The organism is Pseudocitrobacter vendiensis, from assembly GCF_943590815.1.
Lineage (GTDB): Bacteria > Pseudomonadota > Gammaproteobacteria > Enterobacterales > Enterobacteriaceae > Pseudocitrobacter > Pseudocitrobacter vendiensis.
The window spans coordinates 5,636-30,931 of record NZ_CALSBS010000038.1 but is presented as its reverse complement, the minus strand read 5'-3'; the positions used below and the strand labels follow the sequence as shown (position 1 = coordinate 30,931).

The 25,296-nt window shown below is 57.6% G+C and carries 1 protein-coding gene; it reads right to left on the bottom strand.

What is annotated here, in order from left to right; genetic code table 11:
- Entirely contained in the window at nt 1–25,296 is a 25,296-nt protein-coding gene (locus NMC31_RS23575; protein ID WP_253899270.1) for an Ig-like domain-containing protein, read from the bottom strand.

The following is a 25,296-nucleotide window of genomic DNA, read 5'->3' as shown; positions in this document are numbered from 1 at the left end:
TTAGCCTACAATTAACTGATGGTTTGCCAGCAGCGTCGCGAGGTCGGTCTGAACGCCGTTCAGCGTCACCAGCGTGGTGTAATCGCCGCCCTGCCCGGTCAGGTCAACCTGAATCAGCGTGTTGCTGCCATCCGTGGTGACTTTCAGATAGCTCAACAGTTCGCTGTTCGGATCGTCCATCTGCGCAATGCCATTGATGTAGTGCGCGCTTTCATTGGCGGTGTAGCCACTGCCCTGCAACAGGTCGCTGAGGTCGATGCGATCCGAGTCCGCCGTCCCTTCCCAGGTACCGAGCGTGAAGCCTTTCACCACATCGCTACCGTTGCCGCCGGTGGCGTCACTACCATTGAGCAGTTTGTAGAGCAGCGTGTCCTGACCACCGTTGCCGATGTTGAAGGTGTCGTCACCGCCACGGCCTTCGAAAATGTTATCGCCGGTGCTACCGGTAAACACATCGTTGCCGCCACCGCCCGCGATACCTTCAATATTGACGAAGGTCGCTTTGCCGAAGCCGGTTTCCTGGGCACTGGCGTTACTCAGGTCAACCTTCAGCGCCGTATCACCCGCCAGTTTGTAGTCAACGATGTCCATACCGCCTGTCGAACTCCAGACGTTTTCATCGGAGACCACCACGCTGCCGCCCGCGCCGTTATAGACATGCGTGCCTGCTGTCGCATACAGCGTGTCGTTGTAGCCCGTGCCCAGAATCCCGGTGGTGTTACCATTGTCATCAGCCGCCAGCGCACTGTCGGCCGCTTTATCGCCGTTTTCAGCAGTCAGGACGTAAGCGTGGTTTTTCTCCACCGCTTTCAACCCGGCCCAGGTACTATTAACGTTAGCAACTGACGTCAATGTGCCGGAGTTATCAAGGGAGAAGTTTTCAACGCCACCGTAGTGCTGACCGTTTGCCAGCAGCACCGCGCTGTACGACTTGCTGGCATCCAGCCCGTAGAAGTAGACCAGCGCCGTCGAGTCGTTCATGTTGACCCCACCCTGCGGGTTGATGATTTGCGAACTGACCACTTTGCCTGTCGCTTCATCCACCAGCAGTACCGTGTTGCCGTAGAAGACGTTAATGCCGTTAGCATCAGTCAAACGCAGGATCATGCTGGTGCCATCTTTAATGACGCTCTTGTTTTCGACATAGGCGGTTGCACCGCCCTGCGCCCTGAACACCACCAGGTCGCGGTCGCCGTCATAGTCAAGGTCAATCGCCAGCCCACCGGTGCTCACATACGTGCTGCTCAGGTTGGCGTTTTGCAACAGCGTCTGCGGCATGCTCCAGTTCACCTGTCCGGTGGTCACGTTCGTTCCCTGGTTGGTCCACAGAGCGACGATGTTATTGGCGTTACCGAGGGCGGTACTTCCCCTTTCCCCTGCAATTTCAATCACATCCATTTTGCCGTCGCCGTTCCAGTCAACGGCGATGGAGGTCATGCTGCTGATCTCATCACCGAAGTTTTGCACACTGTAACCGGCGCCTACGCCATTGGAAGCCGGGGTCAAATTCCCCTTACCATCGTTGTAATAGATAGCGCTATTGGCACCATAACTTCCACCTTGTCCACCCAATCCACCAATGAACAGATCCATAAAACCATCGCCATTAAGATCTGCCCACATCATGGTAGTAAAGCGGTTGGCCGTGGTTCCGGTATTGCCATAGAACACATCTGTGACGATCTGGGTATTCGTCAGCGTCATATTTCCGGCATCATTCACCCCGTTACTGACAATCACCAAACGCTTGTCAGACGAGCTTGAACCGCCCTTCGATGTGGTATTCGAACCGCCAGTACCGTGATAAGCAAGGTCAACATAACCATCGTTATTCAGGTCAACGCCCGACAGCTCACGGCTTGGCTGGGCGTTGTTGTTGTTGGTTGACGCCACCCCATCCTGAGTTGTGGAGGTATAGACATAGGCGCCGGTTTTATCGAATCCGAGAATGGTACCGTCGGTGTTCATGACCAGTTGCGAGTCATAGCCACCGCGCGCCTCGGAGTCGTTTGGCGTACCATCGCCGTAGGCCACATCCACGTAACCGTCACCGTTGAAGTCAATGCCTATTACACCCGCCCACCAGGAGTAGGTATTGGCATTGCCGTCATTGGTTTGCCCCGATACACCATAAGATCCAACCTGGAATGTGGTGTAGGTACCATCGCTGTTGTACTTAAATGACTGCTGCCCGTTACCGTATTCCGTATCCGATCCCAATAGATCCATCAGGCCATCGCGATCGAAGTCGATAAACGATGAAGACTGCTGTCGGTCTGTGCCACTGAGTGATACGGAATTAAACGAGCCCAGCGTCGACGAGGTGGTTCCATTCTGCGTAAAGATGGTGGAGTTGCTCAAAATACGCCAGGTTCCATCCTCATCGAGGGTCATCGCCGTACCACTGTCACTGCTGGTTGCCGCTGTGGAGCTAAAGCTTATTACCGGCGCGGCCGATACCGTCAGTTCACTGCCGGTTTTATCCCGGCTGATCTCCTGACCATCTTTATTGAACAGCACGGCAGAGACGTCATAGGTGTCAACATTCAGCGCATGTAAATCCTTCAACTGCACGTACCAACTGTTCTTGTTCGGCTCAATCACCACATCGCCCGTGCGTGAGCTGTAGGTTGTACCGGCAATCGTCACTTCCAGATACTCGTCCGCGTAGCGGTTAAAGTTCAGCGTACCGCTGATAATTGGCGTCGTATCCAGCGTGTCCTGGATGTTGATGGTAATCGGCAGCTCAACCGTAAAGTTCATCACCTCAGAGAGCGTGCCTTCGTTACCTGCTGCATCGACCACTGCCGCCTGATAGCCGTAGGTCTGGCCGTCGCGCAGTGGTTCCGTCAGCGCAAACGTCCACTCTGTACCGGTCACACTGGCGCGTCCCAGATAGTCGCCATTGCTGTCGTAAACCCGGACAAATTCGCCCGTTTTCAACGTCTCAAGCAGCGTACCGCGCAGAACCGGTAAGCGTTCATCCGTAACGGTGTTCGCGCCAAAGTTCCCGATATCCGACCCGGTATTATCGATGTAACCCACCACTTTGGTGACGCCGCCCGGCGCATTGGTATCCACCGTGACAATCTGCTGCGTCGTCTGCCCGACGTTTCCGGCGTTATCGACAACGCGCAGCTGGTAGAGGTTTTCACCGTCATCCAGCTCGCGGGTGTCGATGTAGCGCCAGTTTGTGCCATTCACTACCACATCAATCCAGGTTTTGCCGCCATCGAGGCTAATCTGTGCGCGTTCATCCGCGCTCAGTTCTGCCCCCAGCGTGCCGTACAGCGTGATGGAGGTGTCATTGGTCAGGAAGTCGCTATCGCTGTACCCGGTATCATCAGAGATGCTGTCGACCGTAATGGTTTTCGTATCGTCCGGTTTCACCGTATCGATGGTGACGGTGGCACTGTCTGTCGTCCCGACGTTACCTGCCGCATCGACCACACGCACCCAGTAGTCATGGTTGCCATCCTCCAGAACCTGCGTGTCGTTGTAGTACCAGGAGGTCCCGATAGCGATGGTATTCACCCAGGTGACGCCGCCGTCCATGCTGATCTGGACATATTCACCCGGCTGGAGCGTGCTCACCAGCGAGCCGTGGATCGTCAGCGTTTTATCATTGGTAATAAAGTCGCTGTCGCTCAGGCCACTGTCGTCCGAGATATGCGTGATAGTGACCTGGTTCGCCATATCCGGGCGTACCGTGTCCACTGTGACGGTTTTGCTGGCGGTCTGGCCGACGTTACCCGCATCGTCAATAACGCGTAGCTGATAGGCATAGGTTCCATCAGCCAGCGCCTTGTCATTGGCGTAGATCCAGTCGGTACCATTGACTTCCAGCTCGACCCACGCGCCGCCGTTAACGCGAATTTGCAGATGCTCACCGGTATTCAGCACCGCGCCCAGTCGCCCTTCCAGCGAGTAAGTCGTACTGTGAGTAATAAAGTCATCGTCAGCAATCCCCGTATCGCTGGAGATACGGTCGATGATGATGTTCTGGCTGGCATCCGGCGCCACGCGGTCAAGAACCACGTTCTGGCTGTCGGTCGCGCCGACGTTACCCGCCTGATCAACGACCCGCACCTGATAGTTGTGCGTACCATCGGCAAGCGTGCTGCCATCTTCATAACTCCATTGCGTACCATTGACGACCAGATCAATCCAGCTTATGCCGCCATCGAGGCTGATCTGCGCTTTATCACCCACCCCGAGCGTTGCGCCAAGCGAACCGTTCAGCACGATATTACCCACGTTGGTAATAAAGTCGTTGCTGGCTAACCCGCTGTCGCTGGTCAGGCTATCAATTGAAATGGACATCTGCGGCGGCGTGAGGTCAACGCTAATGCCGTGGACGCTTTCACCGCTGTTGCCAATGGCGTTAGTGACGCTGGCTTTTATCTCATAAGCATTGCCGTCGGTCAGCGCCATCAGCGCAACCGCCCCCACCAGCACCGACCAGATGCCCCCCGCCTGCACGGTGGTTTCATAGGTGACGTTATTCAGCGTCACCACCACTTTCTGGCCCTGCGGCGCCGTGGTCGTACCGGAGATGGTCAGGCTCTGACCGCGTTCAGCGGCGTTGATCACGTCATCCTGCGCCACGGTATTGATGGCGATAACCGGTTTTTCGCCGCTCAGCGTCACTTCATGCTTACCGCTTCCGGTATTGCCCGCCGCATCTTTCACGCTGGCAGTAATGGTGTATTTGCCATCCACCAGGCCGACAAAATCGAGTGCCGGAACGGTGACTTTCCAGGTTTCATCCGCCGCCACTTTCGCCGTATAGGTGCGCCCGGCAAGTTCTACGGTGATGGTCTGCCCGGCTGCGCCTTCCGCTTTACCGCTCACGGTCTGCGCCACCAGTTGCTCTGGCGAGTTCACCAGGTCATCTCCGGCGACGACGTTAATCGTCACGACTGGCGGTACGGTATCCACAACAAAGGTTTCGCTGCTGCTGCCGAGGTTGCCGGATGCATCGCTGACCATCGCATCCACCTGAATGGTGCCGTTACCCATCTGGGCGACATCGGCTTTCGGTACGGTTGTCTGCCAGCTACCGTCAGCGTTCACCGTCGCGGTGTAGCTGTTACCGTTAACGGTCAGCGTCAGGGTACGCCCCGCTTCTGCCGTTGTCGTACCGCTGATCACCAGCGCCTGGCCGTGTTCTGCGGCATTGAGCATGCCGTCACCGGAAACCGGCGCGATGATAATTTCTGGCGGCGTGGTGTCTACCAGCAATGTTTGACCTGCCTGGCCGATGTTGCCCGCACTGTCCTGAGCGCTCACCGAAATGGTGTAACGCTGACCATCGGTCAGCAAGCCTAAATCGGTTGCCGGGATCGTCGTCGTCCAGCGATCGCCCGTTACCGTCGCGGTGTAATGCTTGCCGTTCAGGGTGATCGTCACTTCGCTGCCTTCCGGCAGGCCGCTGCTCGACCCTTTCAGCGTCAGCGCTTTGCCCTGCTCGCTGGCGTTCAGCACGCCATCGACCGCAGGCGTATCCAGCGTCAACAGGATATTCGAGGTATTGACCGTGACCACTTTGCCCTGCGTGGTGGCATTGCCCGCGCTGTCGGTGACGGTCGCACTGATATCGACCGTACCGTTGTTGAGCGCAGAAACGATATCGGCCGGAACCCCAATGCTCCATTTGCCGTTAGCATCGACAACGGTACTGACGGTGTAATCGCCCACGGTAACGGTGACGGTGTTACCCGCCACGGTTCCCGTCGTCGTACCGCTAACAACCAGCGCCTGACCATGCTCCGCCAGGTTAATAACGTCGTCGCCCGCCGTGGTATCAAAACTCACGTCTGGCGGCAGAGTATCAATCGTGACAGTCTGACTGACGCTTGCCGGGTTACCCGCCGTATCGGCAATCGTCACCGTGCAGGTATATTGCCCGGAGGCCAGCGTCGCCAGTGCCTCAGGAGACATGTCAACCTGCCAGGTACCGTCAGCCAGTACGCTACCGCGATAATCCACGCCGTTCAGCGTCAGGGTAACCGTTGTCCCCACCGGGGCGTCGGTTGCGCCCGTGACCGCAACACCGGCTTCGGCTTCGGCGATATTAATCACGTTATCCGCCGTGACCGGGTTCAGCGTGATGTGCGGTGCAGTGGTATCCACCTGATATTCATGGCTGGTGCTGGCCGGGTTACCTACTTTATTGGTCACCTCAACCGACAGTTGCGCCGTGCCATCACGCAGGGCAGACAACGCAGCCGCAGGAATAACCTGGCTCCATGTGCCATCAGCCCCAACCGTGGTGGTGTAGACGTTGCCGCCAAAGGTCAGCGTGACGGTTTGCCCCTGTTCAACACCCGTTGTGGTGCCGCTCAGGGTCAGATCCTGTTTCATCTCCAGCGCGTTAAGCACGTTATCGTCGGTAACGTTATTCACCGAGACAGAGACAGGCGCGAGGTCAACGGTGACTTCATGGCTAATCTCTACCGGATTTCCCGCTGCGCTGCTGGCGCTAGCGGTCATCTCCAGCTTGCCTTCGCTCCACGTCTTCACATCGTCGGCATCAATACCCACTGACCAGCTACCATCTGCGGCAACTACGCCGCTGTAGGTATTCGTGCCAATAACCAGCGTGACTTTCGTACCGACTGGAAGGTCTTCACTGCTGCCTTTCACCACCAGCGCCTGATTATGTTCGCTGAGGTTAATCACATCGTCGCCGGCCACGATATCAAAGCGGATACCCGGCTCGTTGTAGTCGACCATGAAATCATGCTGGGCACTGCCGAGGTTGCCGTGGCTGTTGGTGACACTGGCGGTGATCGTCAGTGCGCCATCACCAACGGCGGAGAGTTCGCCCGCCGGGATCGTCGTTTGCCAGTTCAGGCTGGCATCAACGGTCGCCTCATAGGTTTTCCCTGCCAGCAGAACGTACACAATGTCGTTTTCCGCCGCGCCGGAGACCTTGCCGCTCACCACGATTTCCAGCGCAGATTCATCCTTGTTAAGAATGTTATCGTCGGTAATCGTGTTGATGGTGACGGTTGGCGCACGGGTATCTACAACCAGTTGCGCAGAGCCGGCGGCTGGGTTCCCCGCTTCGCTGCTGGCGTTTGCCGTAACGGTGTACGTGCCGTCGCCAATCAGTGCCAGATCCGCTGGCGTTACTTCCAGCGACCAGTTACCGCTGGTATCAATTTGCGTGCGGTACTCTTTGCCGTTCAGTGTGACCGTCACCCACGTTTCCGCCGCCAGACCATCGCTGGTACCGTTAAGGGTCAGGTTGACGCCCTGTTCAATGGCGTTCAGTACGTTATCACCAGCAATCGCTCCAAAGCTGAGCCATGGCTGACCATTGTCCACCACGACCGGGCGAGACGCGTTGCCGGTGTTACCCGCGCTATCGGTTATGGAGACGTTTACGCTCTGCTGACCCGCATCCAGCGCCTGCATATCGGCAGCCGGAATGCCCACGCTCCAGCGCCCCTGCGCATCCAGTTGAGTGATGTAGTCGTTGCCGCCCACTTCCACTCTCACGCTATCACCTGTGGTGCCACCAACGCTGCTACCGGTCACAACCAGCGCCTGGTTCTGCTCTGCGGCGTTGATGATGTCATCACCGGAAATCATGTCGATGGTCACCGTCGGCGCAACGGTATCAACGGTCAGTTGATGCGTCGCGGTAGTGCTGTTGCCTGCTTTATCGGTTACGCTAACGGTCACGCTGGCACTGCCCGACTGAAGCCCTTCGAGCGCGCCACTGGTGAGCGTCAGGCTCCAGTTTCCATCGCTGTCCACCGTGACCGGGCCGCCATAAGACTGGCCATTGATAAGCACAGTAACGCTCTGGCCCGCCTCAGCGCTGGTGGTACCGCTGAGGGTGACTACGCCTTCAATTTCGGCTTTATTCAGGACGTTATCCGCCGTCACCGCCGCAATTGTCAGCGTCGGCGCGGACGCATCGACGCTGAATGCCCACTCGGTGCTGGCACTGTTGCCATGCTGATTGGTGACGCTGGCGGTGGCGTTTGCTGCGCCATCGCGCAGTGCGTTCAGCGCCCCTGCCGGAACGCTAAACTGCCAGCTTCCGTCATCCTGTACCTGTGCGGTCCAGGCTTTGCCCGCCAGCATCACCGTGACCGTCTGCCCACTTTCCACGTTACTGGTTGCGCCACTCACCGTCAGCGCTTCGCCGCGCTCAATCGCGTTCAGCACGTTATCAGCCGTGAGGGCATTAATGGTGATCGCCACGGGTGCGACATCCACCGTGACCTGGTGATCCATGGTGGAAGACGTCCCGGCGGTATTCTCCGCAGTGGCGCTCAGTTGCACCGTGCCCGCGTTCCAGCCTGCAACTATATTTTGTGGCACAGAGACGGTCCAGCTACCGTCAGCGTTGACGTTTCCGGTCCAGCTTCCCCCCTGACCGTCAGTCAGGGTAACGATGGCATTTTCTGCCAGCCCGGAACTGGTTCCCGTCACCGCCAGAGCCTGGCCCTGCTCGATGCTGTTAATCACATCATCACCGGCAACCGTATCGAAGCGGATCCCCGGCGTACCGGTATTGACAGCGATATCACGGCTGTCCGAACCGGTATTCCCGTGCGCATTCTCGACGCTGGCGTTGATAGTCAGCGGGCCGTCACCAAAACCGGCAACATCGCTGCTCTCCACGGTGACCGACCAGAGGCCATTCGCCTCAACAGTAGCCGTGTGCGTTTTGCCCGCAACAATCACCTGCACGCGATCGCCAGGCGCTGCACCACTCACCGAACCGGCGATCGTCAGATTCTGGCCCGCTTCGCTAACGTTAATCACATCATCGCCCGCGACCAAATCGATATGCACCACCGGCAGGCGGGTATCAACCTGCAACTGCGTGCTGCCGGAAACCGGGTTACCGTTGGCACTGCTGGCGCTGGCGCTAACCGTATAGCCCGCGTCACCCAGCAAGGCCAGGTCAGACGGTGCTACAGACAGTGACCAGTTGCCGCTGTTGTCGGTTTGCGCGGTATATTCACGCCCACCCAGCGTGACGGTCACGATTGAGCCTTCCGCCAGACCGCTGCTCTTACCGCTAATGACCAGATCGGTTCCACGCTCAATGGCGTTAAGTACATTGTCCTCGGCAATATCATCAAAGGTCAGCGTCGGTACGCCCAAATCGACTTCAAACGCCTTCGTGGCGGACGAACTGTTCCCGGCGCTGTCGGTAATGGTTACCGTCAGTTCACCGCTGCCGTTCGCCAGGGTCGCCATATCCTCTGCGGTGACCCCAATGCGCCATGTACCGCTGGCATCCACCTGCGTGGTGTACGGTTTGCCATTAAACTCCACCACCACCGTATCACCGACATTCGCGTTAACAGTTGTCCCGCTGATCACCAACGCCTGGCCTTTTTCCGCCGCGTTGATGATGTTATCGGCGGTCAGATCGTTTACCGCTACTGTCGGTGCCTGGGTATCAATCAGGAAGGTGTGGTTACCGGAAGCCGGGTTACCCGCCTTATCGCTCACGCTAACGTTAATGGTGGTTAAACCTTGCGCCAGGTTACTGAGCGCACCGGCCGCAAAGATAGCCGTCCAGATGCCGCCTGCGGTCACCAGCGCGGTCTGTTCAACCCCGCCAATATTCACCGTGACCGTCTGACCCACTTCCGCCGTGGTTGTGCCCGACACCGTCACTTCTCCGCTCGCTTCTGTACTGTTAAGCACGTTATCTGCGGTGACCGCATCAATGAAGACTGTCGGTGCGGTGGTATCAATAACGAAATTCAGGCTGTTACTGGTGCTGTTGCCGCTGGCGTTAGAGACACTCACCTGCACGACAGCATCACCATCGCGAAGCCCGTTCAGTGCCCCCGCATCCAGCGTCACGCTCCAGGCGTTATCCTGCACCGTGCCGGTAAACTGCTTGCCGTTTACCGTCACCGTCACCGTACGCCCGTTGTCGATGTTAGTGGTGTCGCCCGTCAGAACGATTTCGCCTGATTTTTCCGTCGCGTTCACCACGTTATCAGCCGTCACCGGGTTGATAGAAACGGAGGTTTCGCGCAGATCCAGCGCCACGGTCTCGTTAATCGCAGCGACATTTCCGCTCACGTTCGCCACACTGGCGTTCACGGTGATCGACGCCCCACTCCAGCTTTCCATCTGATCTGGGGTCAGTTGCAGCAGCCACGAACCGTCAGCCCGTGTTGCCGCGGTTCCCACGGCGGTACCGTTCACGCTGACCGTCACAATGCTGCCTGTCGCGACATCGGTGGTTGTCCCGCTGATCACCAGGTCGGACGCACGCTCAGCGAGGTTCAGGGTGTTATCCGCCGTCACGCTGTCAATACGAATACCCGGTTCAGTGCTGTCGAGCATTATTCCGTGCTGGCCGGAGCCGATATTGCCATGACCGTTGGTGACGCTCGCGGTAATGGTAAGCGGCCCGCCGCCCAGTGCAGACAGTTCGCCTGCATCCAACGCAACCGTCCAGGTACCGTCACTCTTCACGTTTGTGGTATGCGATTGCCCGGCGATAATCACCGTCACCACATCATTTTCTGCCGCGCCGCTCACCGTACCGTTAATCGTCACGACACCCGCCATTTCGGTCATGCCGATAATGTCATCTTCGGACACCGGCAGAATGGTGACCGTCGGTGCGCGGGTATCCACCAGCAGCGACGTCGTATCCGTCACGCTGTTTCCGGTATCCCCTGCGGCACTGGCGGTCAGCGTATATTCCGCTTCGCCCAGTTTCGCCAACGCATCAGCCGGAACAGAGACCGACCATACGCCACCCGCGCCGACGGTCGTCAGATAGTTCATCCCGTTCAGCGTAACGGTGATCACCGTGTTTTCTGCCAGTGAGCTGGTTCCCGATATCTCCAGAGGCTGCATCTGTTCAATGGCGTTAAGCACCCCATCAGTAGACAGGGTATCAAAGCGTAGTGTCGGAATGCCGGTATCAACGTCAATGGTGTGTTGCAGCGACTGACTATTGCCCGCGCTATCGGTCACCGTCACATCAATTTCGTAACGGATACTTTCCAGCGCGGCCATATCCGCCGCCGGAATACCAACGCTCCAGTTTCCGTTTGCATCCAGTTGCGTGGTGTACGGTTTACCGTTCAGTTCCACACTCACTTTATCGCCCGTCGCGCCGTTCGTGGCGCCGCCGCTGATCACCAGCGCCTGGCCCAGTTCCGTGATGTTGATCTTGTCATCACCCGCTACCGTGTTGATGGTTGGCGTTGGTGCAACCGTATCGACCAGCACGGAATGGGTACTTTCAGTGCGGTTGTTCGCCGCATCCGTAATGACGAGGGTGATGTCGTTCAGCCCCTCGCTCATGCCATCCAGATCCCCTGCACTCACGCTCATCGACCAGCGACCATCACTCCCCACGGTAGTGGTGTGCTGTTTGCCGTTCAGTGTCAGCGTCAGCGTCTGACCGATAGCATCGCTGGTACCGGTTAAGGTCAGCGGCTGGCTAAGTTCAGTGCCGTTCAGAATGTTGTCAGCCGTAACCGGATCAATAGCCAGCACCGGTGCGTGCGTGTCAACGTCGAAGGTATGGCTGTTGGTCGCTTTATTACCGCTGGCCGTGCTGACGCTTAACTGCACGGTCACCTCGCCGTCGCGCAGCGCGCTGAGAGAACCGGCGGGAACGGTGGTGCTCCACGCGTTGTCATTGACCGTGGCGGTAAACTGCTTATTGCCCACGGTAATGGTGACAACTTGCCCGTTTTCGATACCGCTGGTTGTGCCGCTCAGCGTCACGACGCCCGCTTTTTCTGCGGCGTTCAGGACGTTATCGATGGTGACAACATCCATCGCTACCGATACCGGCGCCTTGTCAATCTGCACATCCTGCTTGATAGCCGCGGAATTACCTGAGTTGTCCAGAACGGACGCGGTAACGGTAATCTCATCACTCCAGCCGCCAGTCTCACTCGGTGGGACGCTGAACGCCCAACTGCCGTCCGGGTTAACGGTCGTTTGCCAGGATTCAGCGCCGATAGTGACGTTCACCATCGCGCCCGGTTCAACGCCGTAGGTCATCCCGGTTACCCATACATCCAGCGCCAGTTCCGCAATGTTCAGTATGTTATCGCCGGTCAGGGCATCGATACGGATCCCCGGTACGCCTGTGTCGAGGGTGAAATCACGGCTACCGGAACCCACGTTGCCGTGGCCATTGGTAACAGCCACCTCTGCCGTCAGCGGCCCATCGCCCAGCGTTGCCAGCTCTGCTGGCGTCAGGGAGATACTCCAGTTACCTCCGGCATCCACCGTTGTGGTTTTCGCATCCAGGCCACTGAGGGTGACAACGACGCGATCGCCAGAAGCCGCACCAGTGACACTGCCGCCAATCAGCACCGAGCCTTGCGCTTCGGTAGTGTTAATGATGTCGTCAGCGGCGATGATAGAGACCGTCACCACAGGCGCTTTGGTATCAACCAGCAGCGGTTCTGTGGTGGTCACGTTGTTACCATCGCTCGCCACGGCACTGGCGCTTACGGTGTAGTTTGCTTCGCCAAGCGTTGCCAGATCGGCTGGGCTCACCTCAACGCTCCATTTACCGTCAGAATCTGTTTTCGTGGTGTAGCTCAGCCCCGCCAGCGTCACAAGGACTTCAGTATTTTCTGACAGATCGCTGGTGCCACTGATAGTCAGCGGCTGGCCTTTTTCGGTCGCGTTGAGTACGCCATCCTCGGCCAGCGTATCAATATCCAGTTGCGGCTTGCCGGTGTTGACGGTGAAGTCATGGGGTACTGTCTGTTCGTTCCCGGCCCGGTCGGCAATCACGACCGTGACGTTATTGTCGCCTTCGCTAAGTTTGGCAACTTCGCTTGCCGGAATGCCCACGCGCCATTCACCGTTGCTGTCCACCACGGTGTGGTATTCCACGCCGTTCAGGGTCACGATAACCATGTCGCCCGCTGCGCTGTCTGTGCTGCCGCCGTCAATCACCAGTGCCTGGCCTTTTTCGGTGGCGTTGATGATGTTATCGCCGGTCAGCAGGTTCACGGTGACCTGCGGAATAACCGTGTCGACCTCCACGGTGTGCTGCATCTGCGTTGGGTTGCCCGCCACATCGCTGACGCTCACGTCAAACTGCACGGTGCCATTGCTGCTGAACGCCGTTGATGGGATGTTCACTTCCCAGGTGCCATCGGCTTTGACCTCGGCCTGTACGCTATCGCTACCGAAATTCACGGTAACGATTTGCCCTTCACCTGCATTGGTGTAACCACTCAGGACCTGCTCCACTTTCGCTTCGCTGGCGTTAATCACGTTATCGGCGGTCAACGGGTTCACCGAAAGCGTCGGTGGCGCAGTATCGAGAACGAAAGTTCCGCTTGCGCTGGCACTGTTGCCCTGCGTGTTTGTCACGCTGGCTTCAACGGCCACGCTGCCCTCTTTAATGGCGGCAAACACCACGCTATTCACCGGCACTTCCCAGGTGCCGTCTGCTTGAATGGTGGTCGTTAGTCGTTGTCCACCGACATACACCACTACCTCGTTATCCAGCTCAGCACCCACACTGGTACCGCTAAGTACATAGCCCGTCGCCGCTTCGCTGGCGTTAATAATGTTATCGTCGCTGAAAGCATCAATCGCGATAGCTGGCCCGGCGGTCACAACGGCGACTTCATGGCTGACCGCAATCATGTTGCCGGAAATATTCGCGCCGCTAGCTGTCAGGATGGCCGTGCCGTCATTCATTGAACTGACGTATTGGGCAGGAATTTCGATGATCCAGCGCCCGTCGTTGCCGATCATGACGTCATCAGACGAAAAAATCTCGCTATCGCCATTCTTCAACGTCAGCGTAAACTTCGTCCCTTTGGCGATATGCTCGCTGGTTCCGCTCACCCACAGAGACTGATTCAGCTCGGCGGCGTTAATGATGTCGTCACCTGCAACTGTGTTGAAGCGGATCCCCGGCAGGCTGGCGTCGATGGTCATTTCGCGTTCCGCCGCGCCCTGGTTGTTATTGGCATCCGTCGCGGTGACGTTGACCGTCAGCGCACCATCGCCCAACCCGGCGAGGGTCTCAGCGTCGAGCGCTAACGACCAGCGTGTACCGCCGTCAGTCAGCACCACCTGATCGCCTGTGAACGTCTGCCCGCCAATGGTGACGGTCACCGCGGTCACGGCCACATCGGTGGAGCCGGTCAGGGTAATACCGTCCTGCGCTTCCGTGTTATTCACCACATCATCATCTGCAATCGCATCAATGGTGATGCGTGGCAGGCTAACCTGAATATCCAACTGACGACTGGCGCTTCCGGTATTCCCGGCGGCATCCGTCGCGCTCACGCTCACATCGTACTGATGGTTATCCATCAGCGCCGGAAGGTCTTCTTTCGGCACAATCGCCGACCAGTTTCCGTTAGCTTCCGTTACGCCGTAGTAAGTTTTACCGTTCAGACGAACGGTCACCTGCACGCCCGCAGCCAGAATATCTGACGTACCGGACACAGTGAGGTCTGTACTGCGCTCATCGCTGCTCAGGAGATCGTTTTCGGCAATCATCCCGATAGTCAGAAGCGGTGCCGCCGTGTCAATGGCAAACGGGAAGGACCCCGTCCCGACGTTACCTGCGGCATCGGTGATCGCCACCTCAATCACATGCTCACCATCATCAAGCGCCGCCAGATCGCTGGCTTTAACCCCGACACTCCAGCGTCCGCTGCCATCCACGATGGTCGAATAGGTGTTATCACCCAACGTCACAACCACTTTGTCTCCGGCTGCCGCCCCCGCGCTGCTGCCGCTGATCACCTGCGCCTGACCCGCTTCGGTCGCGTTAAGGACGTTATCGGTGGTCAGGCTATCAATAGTGATAGTTGGGGATGCGGTATCAATCAGAACACCGTGATCCAGCGAGGTGCTGTTCCCGGCTCTATCCGTCACCACGATGGTCAGATCGTGTGAACCCTGCCCCAGGGTATTCAGCGTACTGGCGTCTACAACCAGGCTCCAGACTCCGCCCGCAAGCACCAGCGCCGTTCCCAGCGTCTGGTTGCCTACGGATACGGTGACCGTCTGGCCAACTTCTGCATTCGTTGTGCCGCTGAGGGTGACACCCGCAGTGGCTTCCGTACTGTTGATAATGTTATCGCCCGCGATCGTGTTGAGAGTCAGCATCGGGGATTCGGTATCGACCACGAACTGGCGTTCCGCACTGGCGGTATTGCCGTGCGCATTAGAGACAGAAACCTGAACCGTTGTCTGACCATCGCGCAGCGCGCCCAGGTCTGTATCACTTAGCGTCAGGCTCCAGGCCCCGTCAGTCACGGTCGCCGTATACTGTTTGCCATTCAGCGTAATGATGACATCACGACCACTTTCGACACCGCGCGTCTCGCCAGTCAGCGTTTGAGGAGCCCCTTGCTCTGTTGCATTCAGACGGTCGTCAGTGAACAACGTGTTGACCGACACCGCGACGGCCTGCGTATCGACCTCAACCGTATGCGCAATGTTTTGCACATTACCCGAGGCGTTAGTGCCGCTAACGGCAATGACCAGAGGGCCTTCCGGCCAGGTTTGCATCGTTTGCGGCGAGAAGAGAAGCTGCCAGTTACCGTTAGTATCCAGCGCGGCATCGTAGCGCACGCCATTAATGGCGATTATCAGCCCTTTAAGGTTATCCAGCCCGGTTGATGTGCCGGAAAGCACCAGGGAATGACCCAGTTCGATGGCGTTAATGACGTCATCGCCCGCCACCGTATCGACGCGAATAGATGGGTAAGAGACATCGAGCAGGATCTCACGGCTGGCCTCGCCCCGGTTGCCGTTCTGATTATCAACCCAGGCTTTCACCGTCAGGTCGCCATAACCAATGCTCTGCAACGTATCCGCACTGACGTTCACCGACCATGTGCCATTCGCCTGCACCAGGGCTTCGAGAGGCTCGCTGAGTCCGATATCGATATGGACTTTTTGCCCGGCTTCCGCGTTAACCACGCGACCGCTAATGGTCTGCTCGGTTTTGATTTCGTCATCGTTAATGACGTTATCACCGGCGATGGTGTCGATGGTCAGCAGCGGCAACGTGGTATCCACCAGCACATCGTGGTTGGCGGTATTGTGGTTGCCCAGCGAGTCGGTCACGCTGGCGGTCACGGTGTAACTGGCTTCCCCCAGATCCGACAACGCTGAAGGCGGTACGTTAACCGTCCAGTCGCCATCACTATTTGCAACCGTGGTGTAAAGCACGCCGTTCAGCGTAACGGTAATGGTCTGATTCGGCTGGTTGCTGGTCCCGGTGATTGCCAGATCCTGACCTTTTTCATTCAGGTTGATGATGTCATCGCTGGTCACCGTATTGATAGCAATGTTCGGCAGTGCGGTGTTCACGTTGATGGCGCTATCCAGATGGCCCTGGTTGCCAGCCTTGTCAGAAACCGTGACCACCAGTGGGTTACTTCCTTCGCTCAGTGCGGAAACCGCAGAAGCCGGTAAGCCAATGCTCCACTTTCCTTCATTGTTCAGCGCGGTGGTGTAGTTTTTCCCATCAATCGTGACGGTCACAATCGCCCCGGCTTCCGCATTGCTGCACGTACCACTAATAATTTGTGCCTGACCATGCTCCGTGGCGTTGAGGATATTGTCACTGGTAATCTTATCCACGGTAATCACCGGCGGCAGCGTATCTACATTCACTTCGGTCGTAATCGTGGTTTCATTGCCTGCCTGATCGCTGACTTTAAGCGTCAGCTCTAACAGCCCCTGCGACAACGCGCTTTGCGCCGCAGGCAGCGTAATGCTCCATGCGCCATTTTCAGCCACCGTGCCGCTAAACCATGCGTCGTTCCATTCAACCTGTACCGTTTGCCCTTGCTCGGCATCGCTAAAGCCGCTGACCACAAAGCCGCCTTCCGCTTCGACCAGGTTGATGACGTTATCACCCGCTACGGCGGAAACGCTCAATACAGGCGCAGTGACATCCACTTCATACTGGCGGCCTGCATCAGCCTGATTGCCATTCACGTTGCTGACGCTGACCTGTACGCTGGCTGAACCATCACGCAAACTCGCCAGATCGGTGGCCGGCACGTCAACACGCCAGCTTCCGTCACCCTCTACCGCCGCCTGGTACTGATGCCCGGCAAGAGTGACTGTCACCGTCTGCCCTGCTTCAACGCCGGAGGTTTTCCCGGTAAGGGTGATTCCGTCAGTGCGCTCTTCAGCGTTAATTACGTTATCGTCAGTCACCGGATCGATGCTGATCGCGACCGCATTCAGGTCAACCTGCGCCAGATGGCCGAAACTGCTGCCTGCGTTACCTGAAACGTTTTCAGCACTGGCGACAATGCTCAGTTCGCCGTTTTGCCAACGGCTGACATCCGATTCAGGGACGATCACTGACCAGCGACCATCGGCATTCACCTGCGTGGTATAGGTGGTGGTTTCCACCACGCCGTCACGCATTCCGGTAAGGGTTACCGTGACATCATGCCCTTTTGGCACGCCCGTACTGGTGCCGCTGATCGTCACATCACTCTGGGCTTCCAGGATGTTAATAACGTCATCGCCCGCCACCGTATCGATACGCAGACCCGGTACACCCGTATCTACGCTTAATTCGTAGTCGGCACTGCCGCTGTTGCCGCGGCCGTTAGTGACCGTCGCGGTGGCTGTCAACGGGCCATCGCCAAAGGCGCTAAAGGTATCTTTCGGAATAGTGACCGTCCAGACGCCACCGGTTGCAACCGTCGTCTCGAAGGTTTGTCCCCCCAGCGTCACCACCACTTTGCTGCCCACTTCGGCATTTTTCGCCGTACCGCTAATGAACTGATCCTGTCCGCTCTCTTCAAGGTTAATGACATCGTCACCCGCCAGCGGCGTAATGGTGACCTGCGGCGAAGAGGTATCTACGGTGATCGGACGACTGGCGCTCTGATGGTTGCCCGTTTCGTCGGTGACGCTGGCGGTGATCGTATAGCTCGCTTCGCCCAGCGCGGCTAAATCCGCCGGGGAAACCGTGACCTGCCAGTCGCCATAGGTGTCTGCCTGAACGGTATAATCGCGGCCGTTCAGGTTGACGAGAATGTCGCGTCCCGGCTGACTGCTGCTGCCCGTAATGGTGATCCCTGCGGCTTTCTCCGCATCGTTCACCACATCATCAACCGCGACCTGGTTAATCGCGATTAACGGCAGATCCAGCACCACCTGCACAATGCTGGTGAGCGTGTCGATGTTGCCAGCACTGTCGGTGACCGTAACCACCAGCGGGTAATCACCGGCAATCAGATCGCCTGCTGGCGGAACGCCCAGCTGCCAGTTGCCGTTGTCGTCCAGTACCGTGGTGTAGCTTTTGTTATTAAAGGTCACGGTGACAACCGCGCCCGGCTCTGCGTTCAGACAGGTACCCGAAATAATCTGCGCCTGTTTCAGTTCGGTGGCGTTGAGTTTGTTATCACCGGTCACCGGCGTGAGGGTCAGTTCAGGAACCAGCGTATCAACATTCACGCTGTGGGTTTGGCTGGTGCTGTTGCCCGCTTTATCTTCTACGCTAACCTCAACAGTTTGCAGCCCCTGCGCAAGCGTCGTGACGTCCTTAACGGCATCGACGTGTACGCGCCAGGTGCCATCGGCCTTGACGTCGGCGGTATAGTTTTCACCCAGCCATTTAACACTCACCGTCTGGCCCACTTCGGCGTTGGTTGTACCGCTAATATCAAAACCGGCCCCGGCTTCCAGCGCGTTAACCTGGTTATCCGCTTCAACCGTGTTGATGCTGAGGGTCGGCGGTGTGGAATCAACCGTAAACTGGCGTTCCGCCGATGCGCTGTTGCCGTTGATATTGCTGGTACTGACGCTGATGCTGGCATCGCCCTCTTTCAGGCTGCCCATATCCACCGCTGCAACCTCCAGTGCCCAGCGACCGCCAACCACTTCAACATCATAGCGATGGCCCGCGAAGGTGACCGTGACATGCTGACCGTCTTCAATACCCGAGACGGCACCACCGAGCGACAACGGTTCGCCGCGCTCCTTTACATTGAGGACGTCATCGGCGGTGACAGGATCGATGGTGATGGCCGCTTTACTGAGATCCAGTTCAACTTTATGCTCAATGGCGCTTTGGTTACCGTTGATGTTGGCAACGCTTGCGCCGATGGTGACTTCGCTGCTATTCCAGCCTGAGACTTCCTGCGCCCCCACGTTGACTGACCAGCTACCATCGGCATGCAGAGTGGTGGTGTGCTGAACGCCGTTGACCGTCACAATCACATCCGCACCCGCTTCCGCGCCCTGCGCCGTACCGCTGATCAGCAGATCCTGCTGATGCTCAATGATATTGATAACGTCATCGCCCGACACGGTGTCGATACGAATGCCCGGTTTGTCGATATCAATGGTGAACTGATACTGGCTTTGCGTGCTGTTGCCATGTTCGTTGCTGACAGAGGCGGTCGCCGTCAGACGTCCATCGCCTAATTCCTCCAGCATCAACTGCGAGAGATCCAGTTCCCAGCGGCCATCCGCGCCCACGACCGCCTCATGATCCTGACCGCCAATGGTGATGATCACTTTGCTATCAGCTTCAACGTTCTGCGTGGAGCCTGTCAGTTTCTGCCCGGCAGCCAGTTCGTTCTCGTTGATAACATCATCATTATTGTTTTGCAGACCGTCGATGATGAGCACCGGAGCCGCCGTATCCACCAGGATAGTCTGGTTGGCGCTGGCAGTATTACCCGCCGCGTCGGTCACGCTGGCGACCAGCGTATAACCCGCCTCGCCCAGCAGCGCCAGATCGGCAGGTGACAGATCCACCTCCCAATGACCATTCTTCTCATCCGTTGTGACGGTATAATTTTGCCCGTTTAGCGTCAGGGTGATGTCAACGCCATACTGATTGCTTGTACCGGTGATGGTGATGCCTTCACCGCGCATCTGGGCGTTAATGACGCCGTTGTTCTCCACTGCATCAATAGTAATATCGGGCGCAGTCAGGGCGACCTCAAAATCATGGTTACCCTTGCCGGTGTTTCCGGCGGTATCCTTAACCGCAACGGAAACCGTGTGTTCACCTTCGATAAGCCCACTGACGATATCCGCCGGCATCCCGACGCTCCAGCGTCCGGCGGCGTCCAGCACGGTGGTGATGCTCCAGGCGTCAACGCCTGTACCGACCGTAACGGTGACAATATCCCCCGCCGATGCGCCCGTGACGCTGCCGCTGATAATTTGCGACTGGCGATGTTCGGTGCTGTTCAGTGTGTTATCGCTGCCGCCGACGTTATCAATGGTGACAACAGGCGCTTGCGTATCCACCAGCAGCGTTTGCGTGATCGTTGTGCTGTTCCCGGCTTTGTCCGCCAGCGTAACGGTAACCTGCTGAGCCCCCTGCGGCATCAGGGCTGCATCTGCCGCATCTACCGTGACGCTCCAGCGCCCATCGGCCTGAATCGCAATGTCATACGACTTGCCATTCCAGCTTACCTGGCCTTTCTGGCCCGGCTCCGCATTGCTCTGGCCCTCAAAGGTAAACCCGGCAGTGGCTTCCGCCGCGTTAATCACGTTATCCCCGGTGACCGCATCCATCACTATCGTCGGCGCACTGAGATCAACCCTGTAATCCTGCGCGCTCTGCGCCTGATTGCCGTTCTGGTTGCTCACGCTGACCTGCACCGTCGCGTCACCTTCACGCAGCGAAGCCATGTCAGAGGGTGACAGAGTGTAGCGCCAGTCGCCGTTTTCATCGACGGTGGTGGTGTACTGATGACCGCCAAACAGAATGGTCACCGTCTGGCCCGGTTCGACCCTCTCCGTGGTTCCCTTCAGGATCAGCGGCTGCCCTTGTTCAGTGGCGTTAATCACGTTATCAGCGGTAACGCTCTCAATTGAGATAGCCACGGCATCCAGATCCACATCGATCGTATGTTGCCAGGAACCGGTATTTCCCGCGAGATCATCAACGCTCGCGTTAATCTTCACCTCTGTGTTCGGCCAGCGAGCCACATCCTCAGCCGATACCGTCACTGACCAGGTTCCGTCATCGTTCAGCCTGGTGCTGTAATCTTTATCGTTCACGGTGACAATTACCTTCGCCCCCGCGTTCACACCGCTTACCGTACCGCCAATCGTAACCGCCGCGCCGTGTTCGATCAGGTTAACCACGTCGTCACCCGCAACGGTGTCAATGCGTATACCAGGAATGTTCGCGTCGATTTCCGCCTGATATTCACCAACACCACGATTTCCGTGCGCATTGGTGACTTCAGCGGTAAAGTTCAGCACGCCGTCACCCAGCGCGGTGAGTTCATCGGCGGTTAACGCGATCTGCCATTCACCGTTATTATCAACCGTCGCGATTTTCGTTATGCCGCCAACGGTCACCGTCACCTTACTGTCGGGTTCGGCATTAACGACATTGCCCTTCAGCACCTGTCCGGTGCTCAGTTCATTAGCGTTGATCACGCCGTCAGCGTTTCCATCCAGACCCCTGATCACTACCTGAGGCGCAGCGGTATCCACCACTACGTTATGGCTGGTCGAGGTGCTGTTGCCTGCGCTATCCGTTACGCTTGCGCTAATGATGTATTGCGCTTCGCCCAGCGCGGCGAGATCTGCCGGGGAGATCGTGACCGACCAGTCACCTTGCGCGTCGGCGGTAGTCTGGTATTCACGCCCGTTAAGAGTCACTGTTATCTGGCGGCCAGGCTGGTTACTGGTACCGCTCATCGCCAGGCTCTGGCCTTTTTCGATGGCGTTAATCACATCGTCGCTCGCCACACCGCTATCAATGGCGATTTCCGGTGCGGCGAGGCTCACGCTAAAGACATTCTCACTCTCGCCGGTGTTTCCGGCCTTGTCGGTAATACTGGCGGTAATTTTCGCGTCACCTGCGGTAAGGGCCTGGATCTTGTCAGCGGCGACGCCAATGCTCCAGCGGCCAGCAGCATCCAGTACGGTGGTGAAGGTTTCTTTCGGCGCATCACTGCCGGTGCCGTAATACAGCGTGACCGTCACGCTGTCACCCGCAACGCCCCCGGTGCTTGAGCCGGAGATCACCTGCGCCAGTTGATGCTCGCCCTGGTTTATCACGTTATCGGCGGTGAAGGCGTCGATGCTCACTGTCGGTGCGAGGGTATCGACCAGTATGTCCTGCGAGGTGGTGCTACTGTTGCCCGCACGGTCCAGTACGGTTACGGTGACGCTCTGCGCACCCTGACCCAGCGCGGTTAAATCAGCGCTCGGAACAGTCACGCTCCAGGTACCGTTGTCCGCCACCTCTGCGGAGTACAATTTACCGTTGAGGCGTACGGATACAGTCTGCCCCGGCTCTGCTGAGGTAATGCCGCTCAGGATTTGCCCGGTGGCGTGATTCGCTTCCGCGGCGTTAAGAATGTTGTCATCGGTCAGGGAGTCAATGCTGACAGACGGCGGCTGGGTATCGACAGTAACCTGGCGACCGCTGCTGGCGGTGTTGCCGCTGGTATTGGTGACGCTCACCTGAATATCCGCCGCACCGTCCGCGAGGTTAGACAGTACACTTGCCGGCACATCGCAATGCCAGCGACCATCGTCCTCTACCGTGGCCGTCAGGGTTGCGCCGCCAATGCGAATGACGACTGTCTGGCCCGCTTCTACGTTCTGCGTCAGGCCTTCCAGCGAGATCCCCGCCCCTTTCTCGGCGGCATTGATCATATCATCGCCCGTCGCCGGATTGATGGAGACAGCGACCGGGTTAAGATCGACCGTCACACCATGGCTGCCGGTCGCCTCGTTAAAGCCATCGTTGGCAGAGACGTTGATCGTCAGGCTGTCCTGACCTTCAACCAATGATTTCAGTTGATCGCTGCTGATGCCTGTCTGCCAGCGCCCGCCTGGGCCAATCTGCGCGGTAAACTGTTGACCATTGATCTCCAGTTGTACGGTTGTATCCGTCTGAATATGGCTGCTGGTACCACTGATGGTCAGTGATTGATTCAGTTCGATGGCGTTAATGATGTCATCGCCGGAGACGATATCCACGCCCAGACCCGGCAGGTTTGCGCTGATCACAAACGCCCCGTGGGTCGTGGCGCTGTTGCCGCTGAAGTTGGTGACAGTGGCGGTGATATTCACTTCGGTGTCCCCCAGCGCGTGCAACTGCGCGGAGGTCACCTCCATTTCCCAGCTCAGATCGCTTTTAACCGTCGCGTTGCCGAGCAAGATGCCGTTCAGCGAGACGGCGACGGTATCGCCCGGTTTCGCATAGCTGACAGATCCGGTGATGTACTGGCTTTGCGCCACATCGTCTACGCCCAGCAGGTTATCGCCGGCGACGGTATTCAGCGTCACGACCGGCGATAAGGTATCCACCACCAGCTTGCCGCTGTTTTCGACCGCGTTCCCAATCGCGTTAGTCCCCGCGACGGTCACAGAGTAAGTGGTGTTATCCAGCGATACAAGGTCTTCCACCGGCACGATAACCGACCAGCAGTTGCCCCCTCCTTGCGCACTTTCAACGGTAGACTGATAAGCCTGGCCATTCAGGGTAACGGTTAATTCGGTGCCTAATGCAAGGTTAGTCGTACCGGAAATGGTCAACGGCTGGCTAACGCTATCGGCGTTCAGCGTCTGCGCACCATTGATATCATCAATCTGGATAACCGGCGCTTCAGCCGCCATCGTGAAGGTATGGTCACCGCTGCTGACGTTACCCGCCGCATCGGTTATCGTAATCTTGACCGTGTGCTGGCCCTGCTCTAGCTGACTAATCAGCGAAGGCGTTAACGGCGCGCTCCACTTACCGTCGCTGGAGATAGCGCCGATAATGGTTGTGCCATTGATGGTCACTTCCACTTTGCTCCCCGGTGCGGCATCGGTTGTGCCGCTGAGGATCTGTACTTCCGACTGCTCCTGGGCATTCAGCACGTTATCCGAGGTCAGGCTGTCCACCGACAGGGCTGGCCCGACGCTGCTTATTGTCACGCTTCCCGTTGTCGTGGTTTCGTTACCCGCTTTGTCGCTGACCGTTACGGTGATGGCATTCGCGCCCTGCGGCAGCGTGGCAAGCGCATCGGCATCGATGGAAATCTGCCATTTCCCGCCCGCCTGGACGGTCGTGGTCCAGTTCTTTCCACCGATATTTACGGTGACCGTTTGGCCTTCTTCGGCATCGGTGGTGCCGCTCAGGCTTTGTGCCGACGCCAGTTCACCGCTGTTCAGGACGTTATCATCGGTGAGTTTACCAATGGTGGTGTTCGGCGCACGTGTATCGACCATTAGCGTTTGTTCGCCAGTGATGATGTTGCCGGTGCTGTCGGTCCCGGTCACTTTGACCTGGTGCGTACCCTGCGCCAGTTTGCCGATATCCGCAGAAGGAACGGATACCTGCCAGCTTCCATTCGTCCCCACCTCGGTGGTGTACGTTTTACCGTTCAGCGTAACGGTGAGCGTCGTGCCCGCCGCGAGTTCTTTCGATTGCCCACTAACGATAACGGCGCTGGCGGCTTCTGTCGCGTTGACAACGTTATCGCCGCTCACAGTGTCTGCGGTAATACTGGCCTTCGCCGTCACCACTTCCAGCGTAATTTTGCCGCCATCGGTGGTTTTGCTGCCGTCGATCTGCACCACGCTCCAGGTATGCTTGCCTGCATTCTGGGTCGGTAATGTCACTTTCCAGGTGCCGTCGCTGCTGACCATCGCACTGGCGACGGTGTTGCCGCTGGCATCTTTGATTTGAATCGTACTCCCCGGCTGCCCTGTGCCGGAGAAGGTTGGCGTGGTGTCATCCGTCAGGGCGTTGCTGCTCAGTACACCCTGTTTATCGCCCTGATCGTCAGAAACGACAAACGACGGCTTCGCCGTCTCAACCGGTTTGGTGTTATCAATAACCGTTGTCTTATGCCCGCCACCGCTGTCATTTGCCAGCAGTGCGCCAACGCCACCGCCCAGCAGCACGCCCCCCGCAATCCAGCCCCACGGCAGATTATCCAGCGCACTCTGTTCGATAAACGGTTCAATGCTGGCAATCGGTGTCGCCTGCGGTGTCAGTACGACCTGCCCCATCCCCAGACTTTCACCCGTTTCGGCAAAGGTGATATGGGTCAGTTGCTGATTGTCATCCATGAATACCAGTTCAGACTGTTTACCGTCCTCTTCGCCAAAAGACGAAAAATAGTTGCTGCAACGGATGACTGAGCCATCTTTCATGTAGATGAGCAGGTCTTTTCCCTGTCGAACATATCGCTCGACGTTTGCCGGCGCCCCCTGAATCTGTACTACGCTCGGTTCTGTCAGCAAAATCGAGAGGTTCCCTTCACTATTGAGAACAGTTTTGCTGGCGGTTTTACGGGCGATGATATTGATCGTTTTAGACAC